The following is a 22,212-nucleotide window of genomic DNA, read 5'->3' as shown; positions in this document are numbered from 1 at the left end:
GACTTATTGATTTTGATTGGTGATTAGTTTTACAGCGTCTGACAGCTCTGTCCAGGTACCGCTAAGTTCGTTTAAAAATGTTTGCCCTATTTCGGTTAATCCATAGTATTTTCTAGGGGGTCCAGATGTAGATTCTTCCCATCGATAATTAAGTAAACCGTCGTTTTTCAATCTAGTTAAAAGCGGATAAACTGTTCCTTCAACAACTAGTAATTTCGCGTTTTTTAAAGTGTCTAATATTTCAGATGTATATGCGTCTTTTTCTTTTAGAACTGATAAGATGCAAAACTCAAGAACACCTTTGCGCATCTGTGCTTTTGTGTTTTCAATGTTCATAATTTCATTTTGTTTTTTTTAGATTGAACAATTCGTTTTTTGATTGATGATATTGATTGATGATTGATTTCGAATTTATTCTGTTAGAACTCGTTCGTATAACATATAACTTTTAACCTTTGTCAATTACTTTATAAAAGAAATCGTCATTGGATATTTGTATAATTCTCCGTTTGAAGCTTTTATAGAAGCATAAATCACTAAAAAGAATTCAACAAATTTTAAAAGTCCAAAAAGTACTACCGCAGTAGCTCCAATACTTAAAAGTCCAATGTTTCCTTCAAAATTGAAATTTCTGATATAGAAATCTTCATTGTCATTAAAAACAGCTTCAATGGGCAGGTTTTGTAAAAAAACTGTAACAAAAATCGGAATGGCGATTAAAGCTAAGATTAATGTGTAAAGCAATAAACTCAATTGAAAGTTCAAAGCCTGTTTCCCGTGATGATCTACAAATTCTGATTTGTCTTTGTAGCTTGACCAGATTATGATTGGGAAAATATAATTCCCAAACGGAATAATGTATTGACTTAATGTACTTAAATGTGCGAATGCCGAAGTATTCTTTTCTGATGATTTTTCCATGATGAGTGGTTTTGATTGATTAAAAGCATATAGTAATTTCTTATGCAAATATATGTCCAAAAAACAGTATCTTGTTTTACATAGTACCAAATATTAACAAAAATTTAACAAATTTTAAATTGAATTTAAAAGTTTAATCTGCTGAAAATCATTGCTAAGTATTGTATTTACTAGCATTTTTAGAAAGTATTGTCAATTTATTGTGCATGCATAGTTTTTTTGTATTTTTACCTAAAAAATATATCAAATGGCAATATCTGTATCAAAACTCAACAAATTTGTATTATTCAAATTACCGTCGGCATACTTTTGCGGTGTGCGTGTAAAAGCAATCGATAAAGACAGATGTGTCGTAAGTGTTAAGCATCGCTGGATAAATCAAAATCCATTTAATTCGATGTATTTTGCAGTTCAGGCCATGGCGGCAGAGTTAACAACAGGAGCATTAGTCATTTCGCAGATTCAGCAAAGCGGAAAAAAGATCTCTATGCTTGTTGCCAATAATAAAGGAAACTTTACCAAAAAAGCAACCGGAAGAATTACTTTCGTTTGCAATGACGGCCACTTAATTGCCGATGCTATAAAAAATACAATCGAAACCGGTGAAGGACAAACTTTCTGGATGAAATCTATCGGAACAAATGAAGAAGGTGTTCAGGTTTCTGAAATGGATTTTGAATGGAGTGTTAGATTGAAATAATCTCTTTTTAAAATAATTAAGAACTCTGGCCGAAGAACTCTGATAAAGTTGGCTGGAAGATTTAGAAATAGAAAAGACCTCAATTTATTGAGGTCTTTTTTTGTTTATTCTTAATGTATTGTTTTTCAATTGTTTTTGTTTCTGGTTGATTGATTTTTAAACCTTTTCTTTCGTAAATTTATTCTATAATTTCAATTCCAAGAAGCTCAATTCGTTAATTCAAACTTCATTTAATAATAATAAATTTATATTCAAATTGAATTATATTTGTAAGATAAATATTTCATTTAAGAATAAAATTTTATTAGAACGTTAAGGTTTTAAAGATTTGAAATTAACTTTTCGATTTATCTTTCTAATAAAATTTGCCTAAAAGTAAGATTGTATGGATGATAAAAAACAAATATTTCAGACCGTTACCCAAAAGCGCTGGAAAACTTTTCAATGGTCAAGCCGGCTTATTTTGTTTCTTCTTATTTTAATGGTGCCAATTTTCTTTATCACTTTAAAGAAAGGATTAAAACCACCGCTTCCGCTTTTGGCAGTTCATAGTCGAACCGGACATAGTTTAGATAATCCTTTTGTGCCCAGTAAATTAAGTGATAAAGACCTCAAACAATTTAAAGGTTTTGATTATTTCTTGAGAGAAAAAACAAAAATAGACAAACTAAAAAAGCTGCCGGCTATACCTAAAACAAACGAAGAAGTCCGGGCTGCATTTTATGTCGATTGGGATCCGCAGAGTTTATTTTCTCTCGAAAAAAATATCGACAAGCTCAATATGGTAGTTCCGGAATGGTTTTTTATTGATCCCAAAACCGATTTGCTGAAAACTGATATTGATACCTTGGCATTAAAAGTGATGAAAAAAGGAAAAGTAAAAATCCTTCCATTAATCAACAACATCAATGAATCTTTAGGCGAAGGCGAATTTGATGGTGACCTTATTCATCGTATTCTTCATGACAAAAACAAAAAAGAAAGACTCATAAATGATATCGTAAAAAACTTAAAGAAATATGATTTACAAGGAATAAATGTTGATTTTGAAGAGTTTAAGGAAAAAGGCGATGAACCTATAATTGCTTTTCAAAAAGAATTATACGAAAAACTTCATCCGCTTGGATATCTTGTTTCGCAGGATATAATGGCGGGCGACGATGATTTTAATATAAAAGAATTAGCAAAATACAATGATTATATGTTCCTTATGGCTTATGATCAGCATTATGCCGGAAGTATTCCCGGAGATATAAGCGACCAGAAATGGATAGAAAGAATCGTAGATAAAACAGCCAAGGAAATTTCATCAGATAAAATTATACTTTGTTTTGCAGGTTATGGCTACGATTGGCAGGAAAAGCAAGAAGGAGAAACTGTAACTTACGATCACGCAATTGCCATTGCAAAGCAATATAATGCGTTTATAAAATTTGATAACGACAGCTACAGTAACTCATTTAGCTATAAAGACAGTAATGGCAAAAAACATATTGTAAATTTTGAAGATGCAGCAACAAATTTTAACACAATAAGATTTAGTGACGAATATGGTTTGGCAGGAACTGCTTTGTGGCGTTTGGGCAGCGAAGATCAGCGTTTGTGGAGTTTTTACCATCGAAGCTTAACAAACGAAAGTCTTGCGAAAAAACCTTTTGATTTTAATGTAATGAAAAGTGTAAACACACGAATCGAAAGTCCTGCTTATATTGGAGACGGCGAAGTATTAAATGTTATTGCAAGTCCGGCACCGGGAAAAATAGAACTGGAAATAAACAAAGACGAAATTACGATTACAGAACAGAAATATGTAGAATTACCAACCAAATATGTTATAAGTAAATTTGGAAATGTAAAGAAACAAGTCATTTTAACCTTCGATGATGGTCCGGATCCTGTTTATACACCGGAGATTTTAGATATTTTAAAAAAAGAAAAAGTACCAGCTGTATTTTTTGTTATTGGTATTCAGGCAGAAAATAATATTCCAATATTGCAAAGAATTTATAAAGAAGGACATGAAATAGGAAATCATACTTTTACGCATCCTAATATTGCATTGGTAAGTCCGGAGCGTGCTGCGAAAGAAATGGAAACAACACGATTATTAATCGAAGCCATAACCGGAAAAAGTACCGTACTCTTTAGAGCACCTTATAATGCAGATGCAGAACCAACAACAGAAGCAGAACTGAAACCAATTGCCCTAAGCAAAGCACAAAATTATTATAGTGTGGGCGAAAGTATTGATCCTAATGATTGGGAAAAAGGCGTTAGTGCCGATTCGGTTTACATTAGAACTGTACAGCAATATGAAGCAAATCCTGATAAGGGAATTATTTTACTACACGATGCTGGAGGAAACAGGCAAGCGACAGTCGACGCTTTGCCTAGAATTATTAAATATTTCAAAAGCAAAAATGTTGAATTTACAACCGTTTATCATTTGCTAGGCAAAACTAAAGACGAAATTATGCCAAAAGCAGAAGGACCTTTTATTACGGTTGATAATTTAATTTTTGATTTTGGATATTGGTTTGGACAATTTATTACCGCAACATTTTGGGTCGCTATTTTTCTTGGCTTTTTTAGAATTGCGCTAATGGCAGTAATGGCCTTTATAAAAAAATGGAAGGATCATAAATATCCACCAGTTTATAAATCTCCTGAAGGGAATTTTCCAAAAGTTAGTATTATTGTTCCTGCGTATAATGAAGAAATAAATGCTGTAAAAACCATCGAAAATTTATTAAATCAGGATTATCCTGATTTTGATGTGGTTTTTGTCGATGATGGTTCTAAAGACAAAACTTTTGCCATGATAAATGAAGCTTTTGCCAATAATCCAAAAGTAAAAATATATACAAAAACAAATGGAGGAAAAGCATCTGCCTTAAACTACGGAATAAAATTAACCCAAAACGATTATGTTGTTTGTATTGATGCCGATACACAATTAAAAACCGATGCCATTTCGCAATTGATGAAAAGATTTACAGTTCAATTGAAAAATAATGAAGAAATTGGAGCTGTCGCAGGAAATGTAAAAGTTGGTAATGAAAATACAATTCTTACCAAATGGCAGAGTATTGAATACACAACAGCACAAAATTTTGACAGAAGAGCTTTTGATTTAATCAATGGAATTACGGTTGTTCCCGGAGCAATTGGCGCATTTAGAAAAGAAGCAATAGAAAAAGCAGGAGGTTTTACAACCGATACACTTGCAGAAGACTGCGATCTGACTATTAGAATTTTGAAAAGCGGTTATCATATTACAAATTGTACAGAGGCAATTGCAGTTACAGAAGCTCCCGAAAGCTTAAAAGAATTTATGAAACAGCGTTTTCGCTGGAGTTATGGTATTATGCAGGCTTTTTGGAAAAACAGAGATGCGTGTTTTAATCCGAGATATAAAGGTTTAGGAATGGTTGCACTGCCCAATATTCTTCTCTTTCAGATTGTATTGCCAATCTTTGCGCCTTTAGCCGATTTGGTTCTTATTTTAAGTTTATTCTGGAATTATAATGATCCGGACAGTCTTCATAAAATAATGATTTATTACATAGCATTTATGCTGGTAGATATGTTGGTGAGTGTAATTGCGTTTATTTTTGAAAAAGAAAAACTAACGAAACTAATATGGCTGATTCCGCAGCGGTTTGTATACAGACAATTAATGTATGTAATTTTATTCAGAGCTTTAAGGAGAGCCATAAAAGGAGAAAGTCAAAGCTGGGGAGTACTTACCAGAACAGGAAATGTTGCGACTTTAAAATAGTTTTTCCGCCACGAATTCACAAATTAATTTATAAAAATTTGTGAATTCGTGGCGGAAAAAATATCATAAAAAAGGCCTCAAATATTTGAGGCCTTTTAAATTATACTGCTTTAATTATTTTTTAGCGCAGCATTTTTTGTCTTTTTTATCCGCTGTTTTTTTACAGCATGATTCTTTTTTAGCATTTTCTTTTTTAGCTGGCGTAGTGTCTTGTGCCTGTAATCCAATTGTAAATAAAGCGATAGCTAAAACGGTAAATAATTTTTGCATTTTTATATAATTTAATTGTTAGGTATTTTTCTTTTTTGATTGAAGATGTTGGTTCAAATATAAGAGGATTTAATTTTGAAAATTGTCAATGATAAGTTAATAGATAAATATGGAGATGTTAATATAGTCCCTACGGGACAATTTTAAATGCCGATTATTATGTTGTTGCCGATATTTAATCTCTACGAGATATCTTCATAGGTTTCTAGTCAATACTTCATTAGGAATATTTCCTCAGTAGAAATATCTCGTAGAGATTAAATATCGGTAGAAAAATAAATGAAATAGTTTTTACCAATATCTTAATTTGTATCAGATTGTTAATAGATTTCTAATGAATACTCCGTTAGGAGTATAATATCGGTAGAAAAATAAAATAGCGTCCGTAAAAAATGTCCCGTAGGGACTACACATTTCTTTTTTAATAATTTAAATTAACACCAAAACCAATTCCCATATCGCTGTCATAATGCGTTGTAATTCCAAAATTTCGGGCGACAATATATTTCAAACCCGCCATATATTCTTTATCAGTATTCCACATTAAATTCATTCGCAAACGTCTCGAAAGCGGAATATCTTTTCGTTCAAACTGAATTCTCACATTTCCATCCGTATACATTTCGACCTGCGCTTTTACAAGCATTGGTAAAGTATATTCGGCTCCGATGCTGAAAACTGATCGATTGTCTTTAGTATTTTTTTGTCCAAAAAGATTTTGTTCCTGCTCATCCATTCCCATTTTTCGATATCGCCAGTCAAAACCAATGAAAGGCATAAACCATTGCATTTTGCCAATGTAACGGCCAATATGTGTTTCGGTTTCATAACCATGTTTGTCGTTGTATCCCAATCGCCATTCCGTGCCTATGCTCCAACGTGTGTTGCTGTACATCGCTTCTCCATCATTTCCGTTTGTGGCAAAATCATTTTCGGCCATTAAATGAAACATGAGATCATCCATTTTTAGCATTTTAAAAGCCATTTCGGGATGATGAATCAACGGATTTGGTGCCGAATTTTCGTAACTAAAAATGCGTCCCATTCCGGCCATCATATGATATAAGATATGACAGTGAAAAAACCAGTCACCATCAGCATTAGCCGCAAATTCTATCGTATCGGTTTCCATTGGCATAATATCCAGAACATTTTTTAGCGGAGAATACTCGCCATGCTCGTTTAAAACCCTAAAATCATGTCCGTGTAAATGCATTGGATGACGCATCATAGAACCGTTGTACAAAGTAATACGAACGATTTCTCCTTTTTTAATTAAAATTTTATCCGTTTCAGAAACTACCTTATTATCTAAACTCCAAACATAACGATTCATATTTCCGGATAATTCAAAGCGTAATTCTTTTACCGGAGCATCTTTTGGTAATGTTGTTTTGGTTGGAGATTTCAGCATTCCGTAATTCAATGTTACAATTTCAGAAGTACTCGTAGAATCATCTGACATTTCCATACCTTCCATATGCATCGAATGATCTTCTGTTTTTTCAGATTCTTCTTCTCCGGAAATTTCAGGATACATTACAGCATTCATATCCATTTTATTCAAAGACATATTCATACCCATATCATTCATTTCGCCGTTCATCTTCATCATGTCGTTCATCATTTTCATCCCTTCAAAATATTTTAATTTGGGAAGATGTTTGACAGATTGTTTAGTCCCGCCGCCTAAAAATAAAGAAGCCGATCCTGTTCTGTCTTCGGCTGTAGCCAAAAATGCAAAGGATTTATTGTCTTCCGGAATCGTAACCACAACATCATAAGTTTCAGAAACTGCAATAATCAAACGATCGACTTCTACAGGTTCTACATCATTTCCGTCGCTGGCTACAACTGTGATTTTTCCGCCTCCGTAAGTTAGCCAGAAATAACTTGAAGCACCTCCGTTTGCAATTCGCAATCTGACTTTATCACCGGCTTTAAACTGCGAAAGCTGATCTTCGTTTTTTCCGTTAATTAAGAATTTTTCATAATACACATCGCTCACATCCATGGCGTTCATACGTTTCCATTCATTAGTGACTTTTGTCGAAAACTGACCTTGTTTTAGAGCTTCAAAATAACTTTGAGTTGTGCCTTTTTTTATAGCAAACCAATCGTTGGCATTATGAAGCATTCGCTGCACATTTTCAGGTTTAAGATCCGTCCATTCACTTAAAATAATTGGAACAGTTGGTAAATCGTCAATTCCTTTTCTAATCGTTGAATCGTCTTTTTTCTTATTGATGATAAAAAGTCCGTAAAGACCAATTTGTTCCTGAAGCCCTGAATGACTATGATACCAATACGTTCCGTTCTGGATAATTGGGAAAGTATATTTATGAGTTGTTCCGGGTTTTATGGGCATTTGCGTTAAATACGGAACGCCGTCTTCTTTATTAGGAAGAAATAATCCATGCCAATGCATCGCTGTATCTTCGTTTTTTAGTTCGTTATGTACATAAATTTCGGCAATATCGCCTTCGGTAAAAGTGAGTGTTGGCATCGGAATTTGCCCGTTTACTGCAATCGCACGTTTTTCTTTACCCGAAAAATTGACAATCGTATCACGAACATGCAGATCGTAACGAACTACTTTTTGCGCTTTTACACTCAAAGCAATTAGAAAGACTATTAGAAAAGTATATAGTTTCATATTGATTTTTTAAAGGTTTTGATTTCGCAATCGTAAAGCATTTGCAATTACAGAAACGGAACTTAAACTCATAGCCAGCGCGGCCAGCATTGGCGAAAGCAAAATCCCGAATACAGGATATAAAATTCCTGCCGCAACAGGTACGCCCAAAACATTGTATATAAAGGCAAAAAATAAATTTTGCTTAATGTTTTTCATCACGGAGAAACTTAATTTTTTAGCTTTTACAATGCCGTTTAAATCTCCTTTTACGAGTGTAATTTTAGCACTTTCGATCGCAACATCAGTTCCGGTTCCCATTGCAATTCCAATATCAGCTTTGGCTAAAGCCGGAGCATCGTTGATTCCGTCGCCCGCCATCGCTACAACTTTCCCTTCGGTTTGTAAACGTTCAATTTCTTTCAGTTTGTCTTCGGGAAGACATTCGGCTTTAAAAGAACTTAAATGAAGTTGATCTGCCACCGCTTTGGCTGTGTTTTTATTATCTCCCGTAAGCATAATCACTTCAACGCCCTGATCGATTAAATCTTTGATTGCTTTGGCACTGTTTGTTTTTATGGCGTCTGTAATAGTTACGTAGCCCGAAACGATGTTATTTACTGCGATGTACGAAACTGTTTTTCCCAGATTTTGTTCGGCTGTAATTTTGCTTTCAAAATCATCAGAAATCGAAGCTTTAATCTGTTCCATCAGCTTTTTATTTCCTAATGCAATTTTTGAATTATTTACGGTTCCTAAAACTCCTTTTCCGGCAACGGCTTCAAAATCCGGAACTTCAAGCAAAGATTGATTTTTATCTTTAGCAAAATTAACAACGGCTTGCGCCAAAGGATGTTCGCTGTGCTGATTTAGAGAAGCAATATTTTGAAGTAGAAAGTCTTCATTATTATCGATCGCATAAATTTTCTCGACAGTTGGTTTTCCTTCTGTAATTGTTCCGGTTTTATCGGTAATTAAAACATCGATTTTGTTCATGTTTTCGAGTGCCTCGGCATTTTTTATCAAAATTCCGTGTTGTGCACCTTTTCCAACACCAACCATAACCGACATTGGAGTTGCTAATCCTAAAGCACAAGGACAGGCAATAATTAAAACAGCAATCGCATTTATTAATCCGTATATATAAGAAGGTTCAGGGCCAAATTTTGCCCAGATAATAAAAGTCAAAATAGCAATGGCAACAACTGTTGGGACAAAATATTTAGCAACGCGGTCTGCCAGTTTTTGAATTGGCGCTCTCGAACGGCTTGCATCATTTACCATTTGAATAATCTGCGAAAGCAAAGTTTCTGAACCTACTTTTTCAGCCGTCATAACAAAAGATTTGGTTCCGTTGATGGTTCCGGAAATTACATTATCGCCTGTTTTTTTATCAACAGGAATAGGTTCCCCGGTAATCATAGCTTCGTCAATACTGCTTTCGCCAGAAGTTATTTTTCCGTCAACCGGAATTTTTTCTCCCGGTTTTACTCGTAATAAATCGCCTTTTTTAATGTCGTGAATAGATATGGTTCTGTCAGTTCCGTTTTCTACCAAAGTCGCTTCGGTTGGCGCTAATTTTAATAATGCTTTAATAGCGCCGTTGGTTTGTCCATGAGCTTTGGCTTCTAATAACTGGCCTAATAAAACCAATGTTATAATAACGGTTGTAGCTTCAAAATAAAGATGAATAGTTCCGTGATGTGATTTGAATTCAGCTGGAAAAAGATCAGGAAAAAACATTCCTGCAATGCTGAATAGAAAAGCGACGCTGGTTCCAATTCCGATTAGAGTGAACATATTTAAATTCCAGGTTACAATTGATTTGTAAGCACGTACAAAAAACATCCATCCGGCGTAAAACAAAACCGGAATTGAAAACAGAAACTGAACCCAGTTCCATTTTTCAATTGACATTAATTTAAAAAGTGGATTATCAGGAATCATTTCCGACATGGATATAATGAAAACAGGAAGCGTAAACAAGGTTGCAATCTTCATTTTCTTCAATAAGTCGGTATATGTTTTATTTTCTTCAGATTCAGATGCCTGCATTGGCACTAAATCCATTCCGCAGATTGGGCAGTCCCCTGGCTCATTCGAAATAACCTCTGGATGCATTGGGCATGTATACTGAGTTCCAATGGCAATTTGCGGTACCAAATCCATTCCACAAACTGGACAATCTCCTGGTTTGTTGTAGGTTTTATCGCCTTCACAATGCATTGGGCAGTAAAAAACTCCTGTTGCATTATGAGGTATTGCAGCTTTTTCTTTTTTGTGCAAATGTCCGGAATGATCTTCTTTTTTATGAGCTGAACAACATGATTTTATCTCAGATTCATTTTTACGAGAATCCATTTCAATGGTATATTTTCCGGCAGCAGATAAAACTTCCTGAAACTTTTCTGTCGGAACATGTTTTTCCATTGTTATGGTTGCCAATGGCGGGTCTAATGTTACTTCTGCATGAATTCCTTCTATTTCATTTAACGTTTTCTCCACTTTAGTTCGGCATCCATTGCAAGACATTCCTGAAATTATATATTGGTGAGTCATTGTTTTAGTTTTTAGGATATTACAATGCAAATTTCCGAAGTAAGATTTACAACGGTTTGTAGAATTTTGGGAATGATTTGTAAGATTTACTATTTTATTAACCGCAAAGCACGCAAGAATTTTTGATATGCTGGGGTTTATATAAAAACGCAAAGTTCGCAAAGCTTTGTCTTAAAACATCTTTGCGAACCTTGCGTAAACCTTTGCGCTCTTTGCGGTTAAATAAAAAAACTACAAATTCTCTATCTCAATACGGTTTTTATCTTTCAGCTGTTTGAAAGAAGTAGGAGTAAAGCCTGTAATTTTTTTGAATTGATTGCTTAAATGTGCTATGTTGCTATAGTTTAAAAGATCAGCAATTTCACTTAAAGAAAGCTCATTGTAAATCAATAATTCTTTTACTTTCTCAATTTTTTGACTTATAAAATACTTTTCGATGGTTGTATTTTCAATTTCCGAAAAAAGATTGCTCAACGAATTATAATCCTGATTTAGATTTTCTGCCAGATAATCAGACAGATTAGTTTTAAGTTCTCCATTTTTTTGATGAACCAAATCGACAATAAGATTCTTTATCTTTTCTATTGTTTTGGTCTTTTTGTCATCCAGAAAATCAAAACCTAAAGACTGTAGGTTTTTGAGTAAAATTTCTTTTTGAGCATCATTGATTTCATCCTGAAGTTCAACTTCGCCCAATTCTACAGAAACAGTCTGAAGTCCGAGTTTTTCAAATTCAGACTTCACAACCATTTTGCAGCGGGCGCACACCATATTTTTGATGTAAAGCGTCATGTTATTTAATGGTTTCAACCACGTTTCCACACGTTAACATCGAAGAACCGTAATACGGATTTTTAACTGCTTTTTCTTTGCTTAACCAGTCGGCATCGGCCATTGGACAATATTGTTTGTAAACAGTTTCGCCAGATTTTGAAACTTTAATTAAAGTGTAAGTATTTTTAGATAATGATTTAAAAGTTTCGCGCTGCTTTTTAAGATCAGCCGTAGTCGAAATACTTTTAGCATCGGCAGTTAATTTTTTAACTACTTTCATCCAGGCAGTATGTTCATCGCTTTTTAGTTTGTCCATTTTTACGGCAGTAATTGCGTCTAATAAATCCTTGGCTTTCGCCGAAGTTAATTTTGCATCACTTTTTATTAAAGCATCTTTTACAGTAAAATAGGCATCATAAACAGTTTGTAACTGACTTGAATCAGCAATTTCAAATCCTGTTTCTGTAGTTTTTATTGAGTTTGCCTGAATAGTATTTGCAGAAAATAATAATGTGATTATTGCTGCTATAGTTGATATTGAATTTTTCATTTTATGTGGTTTTTATTGAAAGGAATTAAAAATCCTTATATTTAAGTTAAATTTTTTTACTTCGAAAAAAAAATGCGATTTGCGTAAATCTTTGCTCCCGAAGGCTATCGGGATTGTGGTTAAACCAAACGCAATTATGGCTGTAACAAATAGAATTACTTTATTTTAGGAATTAACCAAATAGAAGTAAAACCATCAGAAATACCGGCAGTTTTATAGTACGAAATAGATTTCTCTGAAGAAAAATTAAAGAGATTATTTTCGAATTCAAATTCGTTTGTTGTTATCAAACTAAATTGTAAAGCAGTTGTTGTACAGCCCGAATGATCACATTTTCCGCTGCAGCCGTGCTGATCTTTAGAGTCATGACCTTTCTTGCAGCAATTTTCCTGACAAGAATCTGAATTCTCTTTTTTAGAAACGGTTTTCTTTTCGCATGAAGTTTTCTCTGCAGATTTTTCACATGCGTAACCTGAATTGGACATCATAAAGAAGCCAAGAGTTAAAATGAAAAATAATATGTGGATTTTTTTCTTCAATGAAAATGCTTTTGAAATACAAATTTAGATAATTTTTCTAAGAGCTGTTCTTTATTTAAGATTTCAAATTTTATGTTTTCTTAAAGTCTGTCGGTTTCATGTTTTTCTTTTTCTTAAAGTAATTCGAAAGATGACTTTCATCTGTAAAACCAAATTCATAAGCAATTTGTTTAATGGAAAGCTTGTCGTTATGAATACGTTTTTCGATTAAAGTCGTTCGCAGATTATTGATGTATTCGCGATAGCTGATAGAAAAGGTTCTTTTAAAATAAGCGCTGAAATAAGTTTCAGCAATATTAAAATGACTGGCAATAACTTTTATCTGAACCAGTTTTGGATTATAAATATTCTGGTGAATATAAGTTGCAATTTGTTCATTATCAATATGCGTTGATTCCATTCGCAGATTCATACATTTTATAGTTTCCTTTATTAAACCAAAAATAGAAAGAATCTGATAGAAGATTATTGGCGAAGTCGAAATATCACTTTTACAATTATAAGCCGTAATGTTTTCGATTGTGTTTTTAAGAATCGTTTTGCACGGATCGTCTAATTTTAAAACGGTTTCTTTTAATAATTTATCACGCATAAAATTTTCCGGTGTATGAATCAGAAATTCGTCGCAGGTTAAATTTTGTTTGGAATTGAAATAATTGTCTGTGAATTTAATATAAACAAACCGGGTCGATTTTTTAATATCAAAATAATGTTCGTCTTCTGGAGAAATCACAAATAAGTCTCCGGATTTGTATGGGAGAAGATTATTGTTGAGGTGATGAACTCCGCTTCCTTTCTTTATATAAATGATTTCATAATAAGTATGCGTATGCGGCGGCAGATGAAATTTTTCATCTTCGAACTCGTGAATCACAAGAGTTTCAAACTGATTTAATTTCGGCATGTTTTATTATTACAAGTTTATGTTGTAAATGTACAACTTTTTTCTTGTCTAATGGTATTAAATTTGCAACGTAGAAAGTCTTTCCCTTTCTCATGAAATCAAAATGAAAAAAAGTCTTATTGCACTCTCTTTTGGAGGTTTAACAATCGGTATAACCGAATTTGTAATGATGGGTCTTCTTCCTGATATTGCTTCAGATATGAAAGTGAGTATTCCGGTTGCCGGGTACTTAATTTCTTCTTATGCGCTTGGAGTTGTTATTGGCGCTCCTTTATTAGTAATCCTTGGAAGAAATTTTCCACCCAAAAAAATGCTTTTAATTTTGGCATTGATGTTAACGGTTTTTAATGCGCTTTCAATTATAGCGCCTACTTATAATTTTTTATTTGCTTCGCGATTTTTATCGGGATTACCGCATGGAGCATTTTTTGGAGTAGGTGCTGTAGTTGCAAGCCGTTTGGCAGATAAAGGAAAAGAAGCACAAGCGATCGCGATTATGTTTTCGGGTTTAACGCTGGCAAATTTAATTGGAGTTCCTATTGGGACTTATATAGGTCATAATTTTATATGGCGATATACTTTTGTATTAATAGCGGCTGTTGGTCTGCTTACTTTTTTGCTTATCTCATTGTGGATGCCGCAGTTAGAGAAAGGAGAAACTGTAAATATGAAAAAACAGTTAGAGTTTTTTAAAAGAACCGAAGCATGGTTAATTATCGGAATAACGGCAATTGGTTTTGGAGGTTTATTTGCGTGGATAAGTTATATTGCTCCTTTATTAACCAATGTTTCCAAATTTGCTGAAGGTGATGTTTCCTATATTTTAATCCTTGCCGGACTCGGAATGGTAGTTGGAAATTTTGCCGGAGGAAAACTGGCTGATAAATATTCCCCTGCACCAACTACATTATCATTATTGTTTGTAATGGCGGTTGATTTAATTTTAGTTTATTTCTTTTCATCAAATCAATATGTTTCTTTGTTTTTAACTTTCTTAACCGGAGCTATTTCTTTCTCAGTTATTGCACCAATTCAAATGCTGATGATTCGAACTGCAAAAGGAGCAGAGATGATCGCTTCAGCTTCTCTACAGGGAAGTTTTAATATCGGAAACGCTTTGGGAGCTTTCCTTGGCGGATTACCCTTAACATTAGGATATAGTTACGCATCGCCAAATCTTATTGGTGTTGGAATGTCTGTTATTGGGATGATTATAACTTTAACATTGATAAGAATACGCAAAAACAATCTGCAGCTTCAAAGCGCATAAGTTTTATAGTAATATAATAATATTAGACCCTTAGAGTTTTTCTAAGGGTTTTTTTTATGCCTAAATGTTTTCGTTAATAATGATAATCCAAACTTGAGTTAGGAAAATGTTTTTAAAAGAAAAACTTGTTAAATATTGCCCGCATTAGATAAAATATAAAATTATTGGACTAAAATTAAATGTTAAAACAACACTTAAAAATGTTTTAAATGAAGCATGTAATCGATTGTTTTATTTGATAAAAACATATAAAATGTTCAAATAACAATAATATATTTAATATTTATATCTCGATAAAATTATACATGTCGTATAAAAAAGCGCTTTTATTTTTAATATTTAGTTCAATTTATGAAATTTTTATGAATTTTAATTTTTTATATAAAAAAAATATCTATGTTTGTGTAATCGATTACAACTTTTTTTAAACGTGAAATTATAAAGTTTTAATTCCTGTAAAAATGAATATTTAAATTTTAAATACTGCAAAGTCTCAGTCTTTATAAACATTGTAAAAACTGGATTTGCAAACACAAAAACAAACCACAAAAAACAATTTACTAACTTAAACAATCAACCATGAATTTTTTTAAAGATTTATTAAACAAGGGCGCAAATCATTGCTATGTTCTTGTTTTTTTATTGTGTTTGCTGTTGAGCAATCGTGCGCTTGCTCAGACAGTAACAATAGAAGGAACCGTTAAAGATGCAGCCGGACTTTCCTTGCCGGGGGTTAATGTACTGGAAAAAGGAACAAAGAACGGGACTTCTACAGATTTTGACGGTCACTATAAATTGAAATTAAATAATCCTAAGGCTGTCATAAGCTTCTCATTTATAGGTTTTAAAAGTATTGATGTTAGTGCGGCCGGAAAAAATAAAGTAGATGCAGTCATGTCTGAAGATGCTAATAACCTGAATGAAGTTGTAGTAATTGGATATGGAACATCAAAGAAATCTGATTTAACGGGTGCTGTGTCTACATTTTCTGGAAATGAAATGCGAAAAATTCCGGTTCCAAACGTAGCCGAAGCTTTAACAGGACGTGTTGCAGGGGTTCAGGTAACTTCTTCTGAAGGATCGCCGGATTCAAACGTTCAGATTAGAATTCGTGGAAACGGATCTTTAACACAAGATGCTTCGCCTTTATACATTGTTGACGGATTTCCGGTAAATAATATTAACGACATTTCTTCTTCTGATATCGAAACAATGACAATATTAAAAGATGCGTCATCTACTGCAATTTATGGTTCAAGAGGTGCTTATGGAGTTGTAATTGTTACTACTAAAAAAGGTAAAGACGGTAAAATTTCTGTAAACTATAATATGTTTTACGGAATGAAAAAAATTGCCAATACTATTGATGTTACATCGCCTGAAGATTACGTAAAATGGCAATATGAATATGCTTTGCTTAAAGATAATACCGATCTGAGTTCGTATGAAAAGTATTTTGGTTCATGGCAGGATTATGATATGTACAAAGGCATGAAAGGAAATAATTGGCAAAGACAGGTTTTTGGACGTACCGGTGAAGTTCAGAGCCGTGATTTATCTATTCGAGGTGGTTCTGAGAAAATGAATTATAATTTCAACTACGCTCATTATGATGAAAAAGCAATCATGAGAGGGTCAGATTTTAATAGAAATAACTTGTCTCTTGCTTTAAACAGCAAAGCTTCTGATAAAATAGATTTAAGTTTTACAATGCGTTATTCAGATACTGAAATTAACGGTGGCGGTATGAACGAACAAAATGAAGTTTCTTCTGCAGATTCTCGTTTGAAAAATGTGGTTGGATATGCTCCAATTCCGGTTCCGGGATTAACGACAGATGATACTGATGAAGCAGTTTCTGAAAATTTGACACATCCTTTTGTGGCTATTGCCGATACTGATCGCCAGCAATTCAGAAAAAACTTTAATATGCTGGGAAGTTTTTCCTGGAAACTTACTTCCGATTTAGTTTTTAAAACAGAATTAGGTTTAGATAACTACAATTATTTAGATTATCGTTATTTCGGACGTTCAACTTACTATGTAAAAAATAATCCGGCTGCAGAAAGACAAGGAATGCCAGCCATGATTTTGGGAGACAGAAAAGATACTCGTTTTAGAAATGCCAATACGCTTAACTATGATCTTAAAAAATTGGTTGGAGAAAATCATAGTTTAAAATTACTTTTAGGAGAAGAATCTATTGAGTATAAAAGGAATGATGTAAATACTGCAATTCACGGTTATCCGTTAACATTTGGTTTAGATCAGGCTAAAAAATTAACTACACAGGGAACTCCGGTTGCAGTTGATAATTTCTATTTTCCGGATGATAAACTGCTTTCTTTCTTTGGTCGTGTAAATTATGATTACAAAGACCGTTATCTTTTTACAGCAACGTACCGTGCCGATGGTTCTAGTAAATTCTTAGGTGACAATAAATGGGGATTTTTTCCTGCAGCTGCGGCAGCCTGGAAAATCTCAGGAGAAGAATTTATGAAAAATGCTTCGTGGATTAACCTTCTTAAATTAAGAGTAAGTTATGGTGAAGCAGGAAACAATAACATTCCAACAGGACAAATGGTTCAAAGTTTCATTTCTTCTACATCTACATGGATTAACGGTGTTGATAATTACTGGGCAGCATCAAAAACTATGGCAAACCCAGATTTAAAATGGGAAACTACAGTAACACAAAATATAGGTTTGGACTTTGATTTATTCAAAAACAAAGTAACAGGATCTGTAGAGTTTTATAAAAATGTCACTAAGGATCTATTAATCAACTTCCCGATTTCCGGAGGATATGATTTCCAATACAGAAATATGGGGGAAGTTGAAAACAGCGGTATCGAAGCTACTTTAAATCTTAATCTTATAGAAAGAGAGAAATACGGTGTGAGTTTGTCTTTTAATGCAGGATTCAACACAAACAGAATTAATTCTCTTGGTGTAATGAGTAATTTTGGAGCAAGTTCAGGATGGGCTTCTACCGCTATCGGAAATGATTATTTAGTAAATGTTGGTCAGCCAATCGGTATCATGTATGGATATAAAAGTGACGGACGCTACGAAGTTTCAGACTTTGATTATAACGCAGGAACGTATACTTTAAAACCTGGTGTGGCAGATGCAACAACAATTGTAGGCCCAATGAAACCGGGAGCAATGAAATTGAAAGATATTACAGGTGATAATAAAGTAGATGCAAATGATCTTACGGTTATCGGAAATGCAAACCCAAAAACTACAGGAGGTTTTGTATTAAATGCAAATGCATACGGATTTGACCTTTCGGCAGCATTTAACTATAGTATTGGAAATGATGTTTATAATGCAAACAAAGTTGAATTCTCGACTTCAATTCCCAACGGACAATATAGAAATTTGAATTCTGAAATGGCTGATGGAACAAGATGGACAAACCTTGACCCGAATACGGGACAATTAGTAACAGACCCAACAGCATTGGCTTCATTAAATGCAAACACTACAATGTGGTCGCCATATATGCCTCGTTATGTTTTTAGTGACTGGGCAGTTGAGGACGGTTCTTTTCTTAGACTTAATACGCTGAGTTTAGGATATACTACGCCAAATGAATTAACGTCTGCGTTAGGGGTTTCTAAGCTTAGATTTTATCTTACTGCAAGTAATGTTTTTGTATGGACTAAATACACAGGTCCTGATCCTGAATCTTCTACAAGAAGAAATACGCCGCTTACTCCGGGAGTCGATTATTCGGCTTACCCAAGAAGCAGACAGTTAATATTTGGTTTAAACCTTAATTTTTAATTCAGTAAAACTTTCACAAGATGAAACATAAGATATTAATAGCAGGATTAATTTTAGCGAGTATTTTTACTTCCTGTTCAGACGATTATTTAGATGCTCCGGCACAATCGACCTTAGATGAATCTGTTATTTTTTCCAGCCCTGATTTAGCGGCAGGAGCAATAGACGGAATTAAAATTCCGTTTGCCGAAACTAACTCGTACAGAGGCCGTTTTCTTCCTTTTTATGGATTAAACACAGATGTTGAATGGTATAATTCTTCGCAGACTGTAAGTGATGCATCAGATTTATGTACGTATGATACGAAAGCAAATAACTCTCAAATGAATACAGCAAACAATGCCTGGGCCATGATGTATTCAGGAATTGAGCGTGCCAATATTTGCATTCGCGGTTTACGTGCGTATGGAAATCCAACACCGGGATCACAATTAGGATATTTACTAGGAGAAGCTTTAACATTAAGAGCTATTTATTATGCAGATTTAATAAAAGCATGGGGAGATGTTCCGTATAGATTTGAACCTTTAAACAATAACAATCTTTATGTACCCAAAACGAGTCGTGACGAAATCTACAAACAGCTTCTTGCAGATTTAGGAGAAGCTGCCACATTAGTACCCTGGCCGGGAGAAACAACAGCAACAAGCAGTGTAGAAAGAATCAATAAAGCTTTTGTAAAAGGATTTCGTGCGCGTTTGGCAATGGCTGCCAGCGGTTATCAGCAATATCCTGACGGAATTAGAAGAAGTACAGATCCGCAGCTTTCTATAGCCAATATGTACGCATTGGCTTTAGCAGAATGCCGCTCAGTAATTGCCAGCGGATCTGCACATTTAGAACCTTCTTTTGAAACATTCTGGAAAAAATACAATCAGGAATATTTAGTTGCAGGTGGAGAATCTCTTTGGGAACTTCCATTTTCAGAAGGCCGCGGACGTATGTTATTTACGTTTGCCGTTCGTCATACTACAAATGACCAGTTTCATGCCAATGGAGCAAATCGTGGAGGAACTGCAGGACCGCTTCCAATTGTTTTTTATGATTACGATCAGGCTGATACAAGAAGAGATGTAACCTGCGTTCCTTATAAATACGGAACAGCAGTAAACAATATTGCGAAACAAGAATTAGGAGCTTTAAATACCTGGTATTTTGGAAAATATCGTTACGAATGGATGACGCGTTTTGTAACGTCAACAAACGACGATGGTGTAAATAAAATTTATATGCGTTATGCAGAGGTTCTTTTAATCGCTGCTGAGGCAGCAAACGAATTAGAGGGGCCAAGTGCAGCAGCACCATATTTAAAAGAAATTCGCCAAAGAGCATTCCCAACAGCAGTTCATGCTACAAAAGTAGATGCTTACGTAAATGCTTTAACAAGCAAAACGGCTATGTTTAATGCGCTTGTTGAAGAAAATAAATTTGAGTTTACAGGAGAAATGGAACGCAAACAAGCGCTTATTCGTTGGAATCTTCTAAAAACAAAATTAGACGAAGCCAAAGTTAAAATGACCAACTTATCGCAGCGTTCCGGCGAATATGCAACTGTACCAACAACCTTATATTATAAATTTAAAGCCGATAATGTCAGCTTAGATATTTATGGATTAAACCGTGGAGAAACTACAAATCCGGGTGCAGATTACACCTCATTCGCATGGACATGGACAGGAGCTGCTGCCGATACAAAAATCAATTCTTTGTACAAAGTTGGTGTAAATCCTGATAATAGACAATTCTGGCCAATCTGGCAGGTATTTATTGACGGAAGTAACGGTAAACTGGTTAACGATTACGGTTATTAATTTCACCCAATTATTATTAATTATAAGGCATTATGTTTATGAAAACAAAATATATAATAAAAGGATTAATAGCTTCATTACTTTTGACAGCTGTTATTTCGGGCTGCGAGAGTTATAATGAAGGTGTGATAGATACCTTAGACGTAAGCAGGGAATTTTCACCGATTGGCTTAACAGCAAAAGTGCGAAACCAAACAACAGTCGAACTAAACTGGACTATAAAAGATGATGAAGATGCAGATCATTATGTGATAGAATTTAGTGCAGATGATCCTGAGTTTAAAACCATTTATAAAACCGTAAACGTAACTGCAGCAGAGTTGCCGGTTCAGGTTCCTCTAGAAGGAGAAACCGTTTATTCTATTCGAGTAAAAGCAGTTAGTTCTACAGGTTTGGCAGATTCTAAATGGTCAGTTACAACAGCAGCGACATTATCAGAACAGCTTTTTTCAGCAGTTCAGGATGCAGATATCGAAGCAAAACAAGTTACTTTAAGATGGACACCAAACAGCGCCGTTACACAAATTTCTGTTGAACCGGGCGGAATTACCCATACAATAACACCAGCAGAAAAAACAGCAGGAACTGCTGTTGTTACAGGTCTTACGGGAGAAACCGCTTATACAGCAGTATTATTAAACGGAACGAAGAAAAGAGGTATTGTAACTTTTACAACCGGAATTGATATTGGAACCGGGATTTTGGTTAAACCTGAAGATGATTTAAATGCTAAAATAACAGAAGCAGCTTCTGGTTCTGTATTAGTCTTAATGCCGGGAGATTATCAGGTGTTTAAAGGAGAAATTGCTTTAAATAAATCAATTACGATAAGAGGTTTACGTACTTCAGATAAACCAAAATTGTATGTGAAATTTACTGTAAATGCAGGAACATCAAATCTTTCGTTAATCGATTTAAATCTAGATGGAACCGGAATGGATAATGCGGCTGTAATAACAATTGCTGGAACAGCTGCAACTTATGGCGATATTTTAATAAGTAATAGTCAGATTCACGATTATACACGTGCATTAATCGCAGCAAATGCAAGCGGATCAAAAGTAAGCTCGTTTACAGTAGATAATAGTGTCGTTAAAAACGTAAATACAAACGCAGGTGCCGATTTTATTGATTTCAGAAATACATATGCAGCAAACATAGTTCTTAAAAACAGCACATTTGATACCTGTTCAACAGGACGTGATTTTGTTCGTGCAGATGCTGTAGCTCCTGCAAATGGATTCTCAGGAACTGGTTTAACAACAAATGTATTAATCGAAAATTGTACATTGTATAATGTTTCAAATACTGCAGCGCCAAAAAGAATTTTATACGTTCGTTTTGCAAACAATACATCAACAGTAAAAAATACATTGATAGTATCAACCACGGCAATTTATTCCAATCAGGCAGGAACAACAGCTCCTGTATTTACTAAAAACTATTATTACAGTGCCCCAGGTTTTATGGATGCAACGATCAATTTAAACAAAATTGACGCTTCTGGAACTACAGCAGACCCACAGTTTGTAAATGCAGCCGGAGGGGACTTTACAGTAAAAAATCAAACCCTGATCGATAATCATATTGGAGATCCTCGATGGTTAGATTAATAATTCATTTTTATATTAGTTAAAAAAAGGGATGCAAAACGCATTCCTTTTTTGTATAAAAATAAATCCGTTTAAATCTGCGAAAATCAG

General features: G+C 34.3%; 15 protein-coding genes. 6 read left to right on the top strand and 9 right to left on the bottom strand.

The features are described 5' to 3' along the window. Window positions 1-3: 3 nt before the first annotated feature. Window positions 4-336, bottom strand: a complete 333-nt coding sequence (locus BUC29_RS11295) for a PadR family transcriptional regulator (protein ID WP_017498072.1) — start codon at window positions 334-336, stop codon at window positions 4-6. Between the two features lie 126 nt (window positions 337-462). Beyond that, complete coding sequence (locus tag BUC29_RS11290; protein ID WP_073416283.1) at window positions 463-921, bottom strand: DUF4870 domain-containing protein; 459 nt, start codon at window positions 919-921, stop codon at window positions 463-465. Between the two features lie 247 nt (window positions 922-1,168). Here BUC29_RS11290 and BUC29_RS11285 point away from each other — a divergent pair, with 247 nt between their 5' ends. Both BUC29_RS11285 and BUC29_RS11280 read left to right on the top strand, forming a co-directional pair. Further along, the gene (locus tag BUC29_RS11285) at window positions 1,169-1,621 is read left to right on the top strand and encodes a DUF4442 domain-containing protein (protein ID WP_073416282.1); all 453 of its coding nucleotides are present in this window, start codon (window positions 1,169-1,171) and stop codon (window positions 1,619-1,621) included. 385 nt (window positions 1,622-2,006) lie between these two features. Then, a complete protein-coding gene (locus tag BUC29_RS11280; RefSeq protein ID WP_073416281.1) occupies window positions 2,007-5,402 on the top strand; it encodes a trifunctional glycoside hydrolase family 18/polysaccharide deacetylase/glycosyltransferase family 2 protein in 3,396 nt (1,131 codons plus the stop codon). 114 nt (window positions 5,403-5,516) lie between these two features. Here the strand turns inward: BUC29_RS11280 and BUC29_RS21530 are convergent, their stop codons facing one another. From BUC29_RS21530 to BUC29_RS11250, 7 genes are all read right to left on the bottom strand, one after another. After that, a complete protein-coding gene (locus tag BUC29_RS21530) occupies window positions 5,517-5,672 on the bottom strand; it encodes a hypothetical protein (RefSeq protein ID WP_167369535.1) in 156 nt (51 codons plus the stop codon). A gap of 421 nt (window positions 5,673-6,093) precedes the next feature. Continuing rightward, window positions 6,094-8,328, bottom strand: coding sequence for a multicopper oxidase family protein (locus tag BUC29_RS11275; protein WP_073416280.1), 2,235 nt, complete (start codon window positions 8,326-8,328; stop codon window positions 6,094-6,096). Between the two features lie 9 nt (window positions 8,329-8,337). Further along, a complete protein-coding gene (locus tag BUC29_RS11270) occupies window positions 8,338-10,866 on the bottom strand; it encodes a heavy metal translocating P-type ATPase (RefSeq protein WP_073416279.1) in 2,529 nt (842 codons plus the stop codon). A gap of 231 nt (window positions 10,867-11,097) precedes the next feature. Continuing rightward, complete coding sequence (locus BUC29_RS11265) at window positions 11,098-11,658, bottom strand: AraC family transcriptional regulator (protein WP_073416278.1); 561 nt, start codon at window positions 11,656-11,658, stop codon at window positions 11,098-11,100. A gap of 1 nt (window position 11,659) precedes the next feature. Then, the gene (locus tag BUC29_RS11260) at window positions 11,660-12,190 is read right to left on the bottom strand and encodes a DUF3347 domain-containing protein (RefSeq protein WP_073416277.1); all 531 of its coding nucleotides are present in this window, start codon (window positions 12,188-12,190) and stop codon (window positions 11,660-11,662) included. A gap of 155 nt (window positions 12,191-12,345) precedes the next feature. After that, a complete protein-coding gene (locus tag BUC29_RS11255; protein ID WP_073416276.1) occupies window positions 12,346-12,729 on the bottom strand; it encodes a hypothetical protein in 384 nt (127 codons plus the stop codon). Window positions 12,730-12,799: 70 nt separating this feature from the next. Further along, a complete protein-coding gene (locus tag BUC29_RS11250) occupies window positions 12,800-13,633 on the bottom strand; it encodes an AraC family transcriptional regulator (protein ID WP_073416275.1) in 834 nt (277 codons plus the stop codon). Window positions 13,634-13,736: 103 nt separating this feature from the next. On the opposite strand from BUC29_RS11250, the gene BUC29_RS11245 reads away from it, so the two are divergent. From BUC29_RS11245 to BUC29_RS11230, 4 genes are all read left to right on the top strand, one after another. Then, on the top strand, window positions 13,737-14,903 hold the full coding sequence (locus BUC29_RS11245; RefSeq protein ID WP_073416274.1) for an MFS transporter: 1,167 nt from the start codon (window positions 13,737-13,739) through the stop codon (window positions 14,901-14,903). 579 nt (window positions 14,904-15,482) lie between these two features. Continuing rightward, complete coding sequence (locus tag BUC29_RS11240) at window positions 15,483-18,698, top strand: SusC/RagA family TonB-linked outer membrane protein (RefSeq protein WP_073416273.1); 3,216 nt, start codon at window positions 15,483-15,485, stop codon at window positions 18,696-18,698. 20 nt (window positions 18,699-18,718) lie between these two features. Beyond that, entirely contained in the window at window positions 18,719-20,509 is a 1,791-nt protein-coding gene (locus BUC29_RS11235) for a RagB/SusD family nutrient uptake outer membrane protein (protein ID WP_073416272.1), read from the top strand. A 38-nt stretch (window positions 20,510-20,547) separates the two neighbouring features. Further along, complete coding sequence (locus BUC29_RS11230) at window positions 20,548-22,122, top strand: DUF5123 domain-containing protein (protein ID WP_084538629.1); 1,575 nt, start codon at window positions 20,548-20,550, stop codon at window positions 22,120-22,122. Window positions 22,123-22,212: the final 90 nt, after the last annotated feature.

Source organism: Flavobacterium defluvii (genome assembly GCF_900129555.1).
Classification (GTDB): domain Bacteria; phylum Bacteroidota; class Bacteroidia; order Flavobacteriales; family Flavobacteriaceae; genus Flavobacterium; species Flavobacterium defluvii.
The sequence above is the reverse complement of the archived record's forward strand: the minus strand, read 5'-3'. Positions and strand labels throughout refer to the sequence as shown.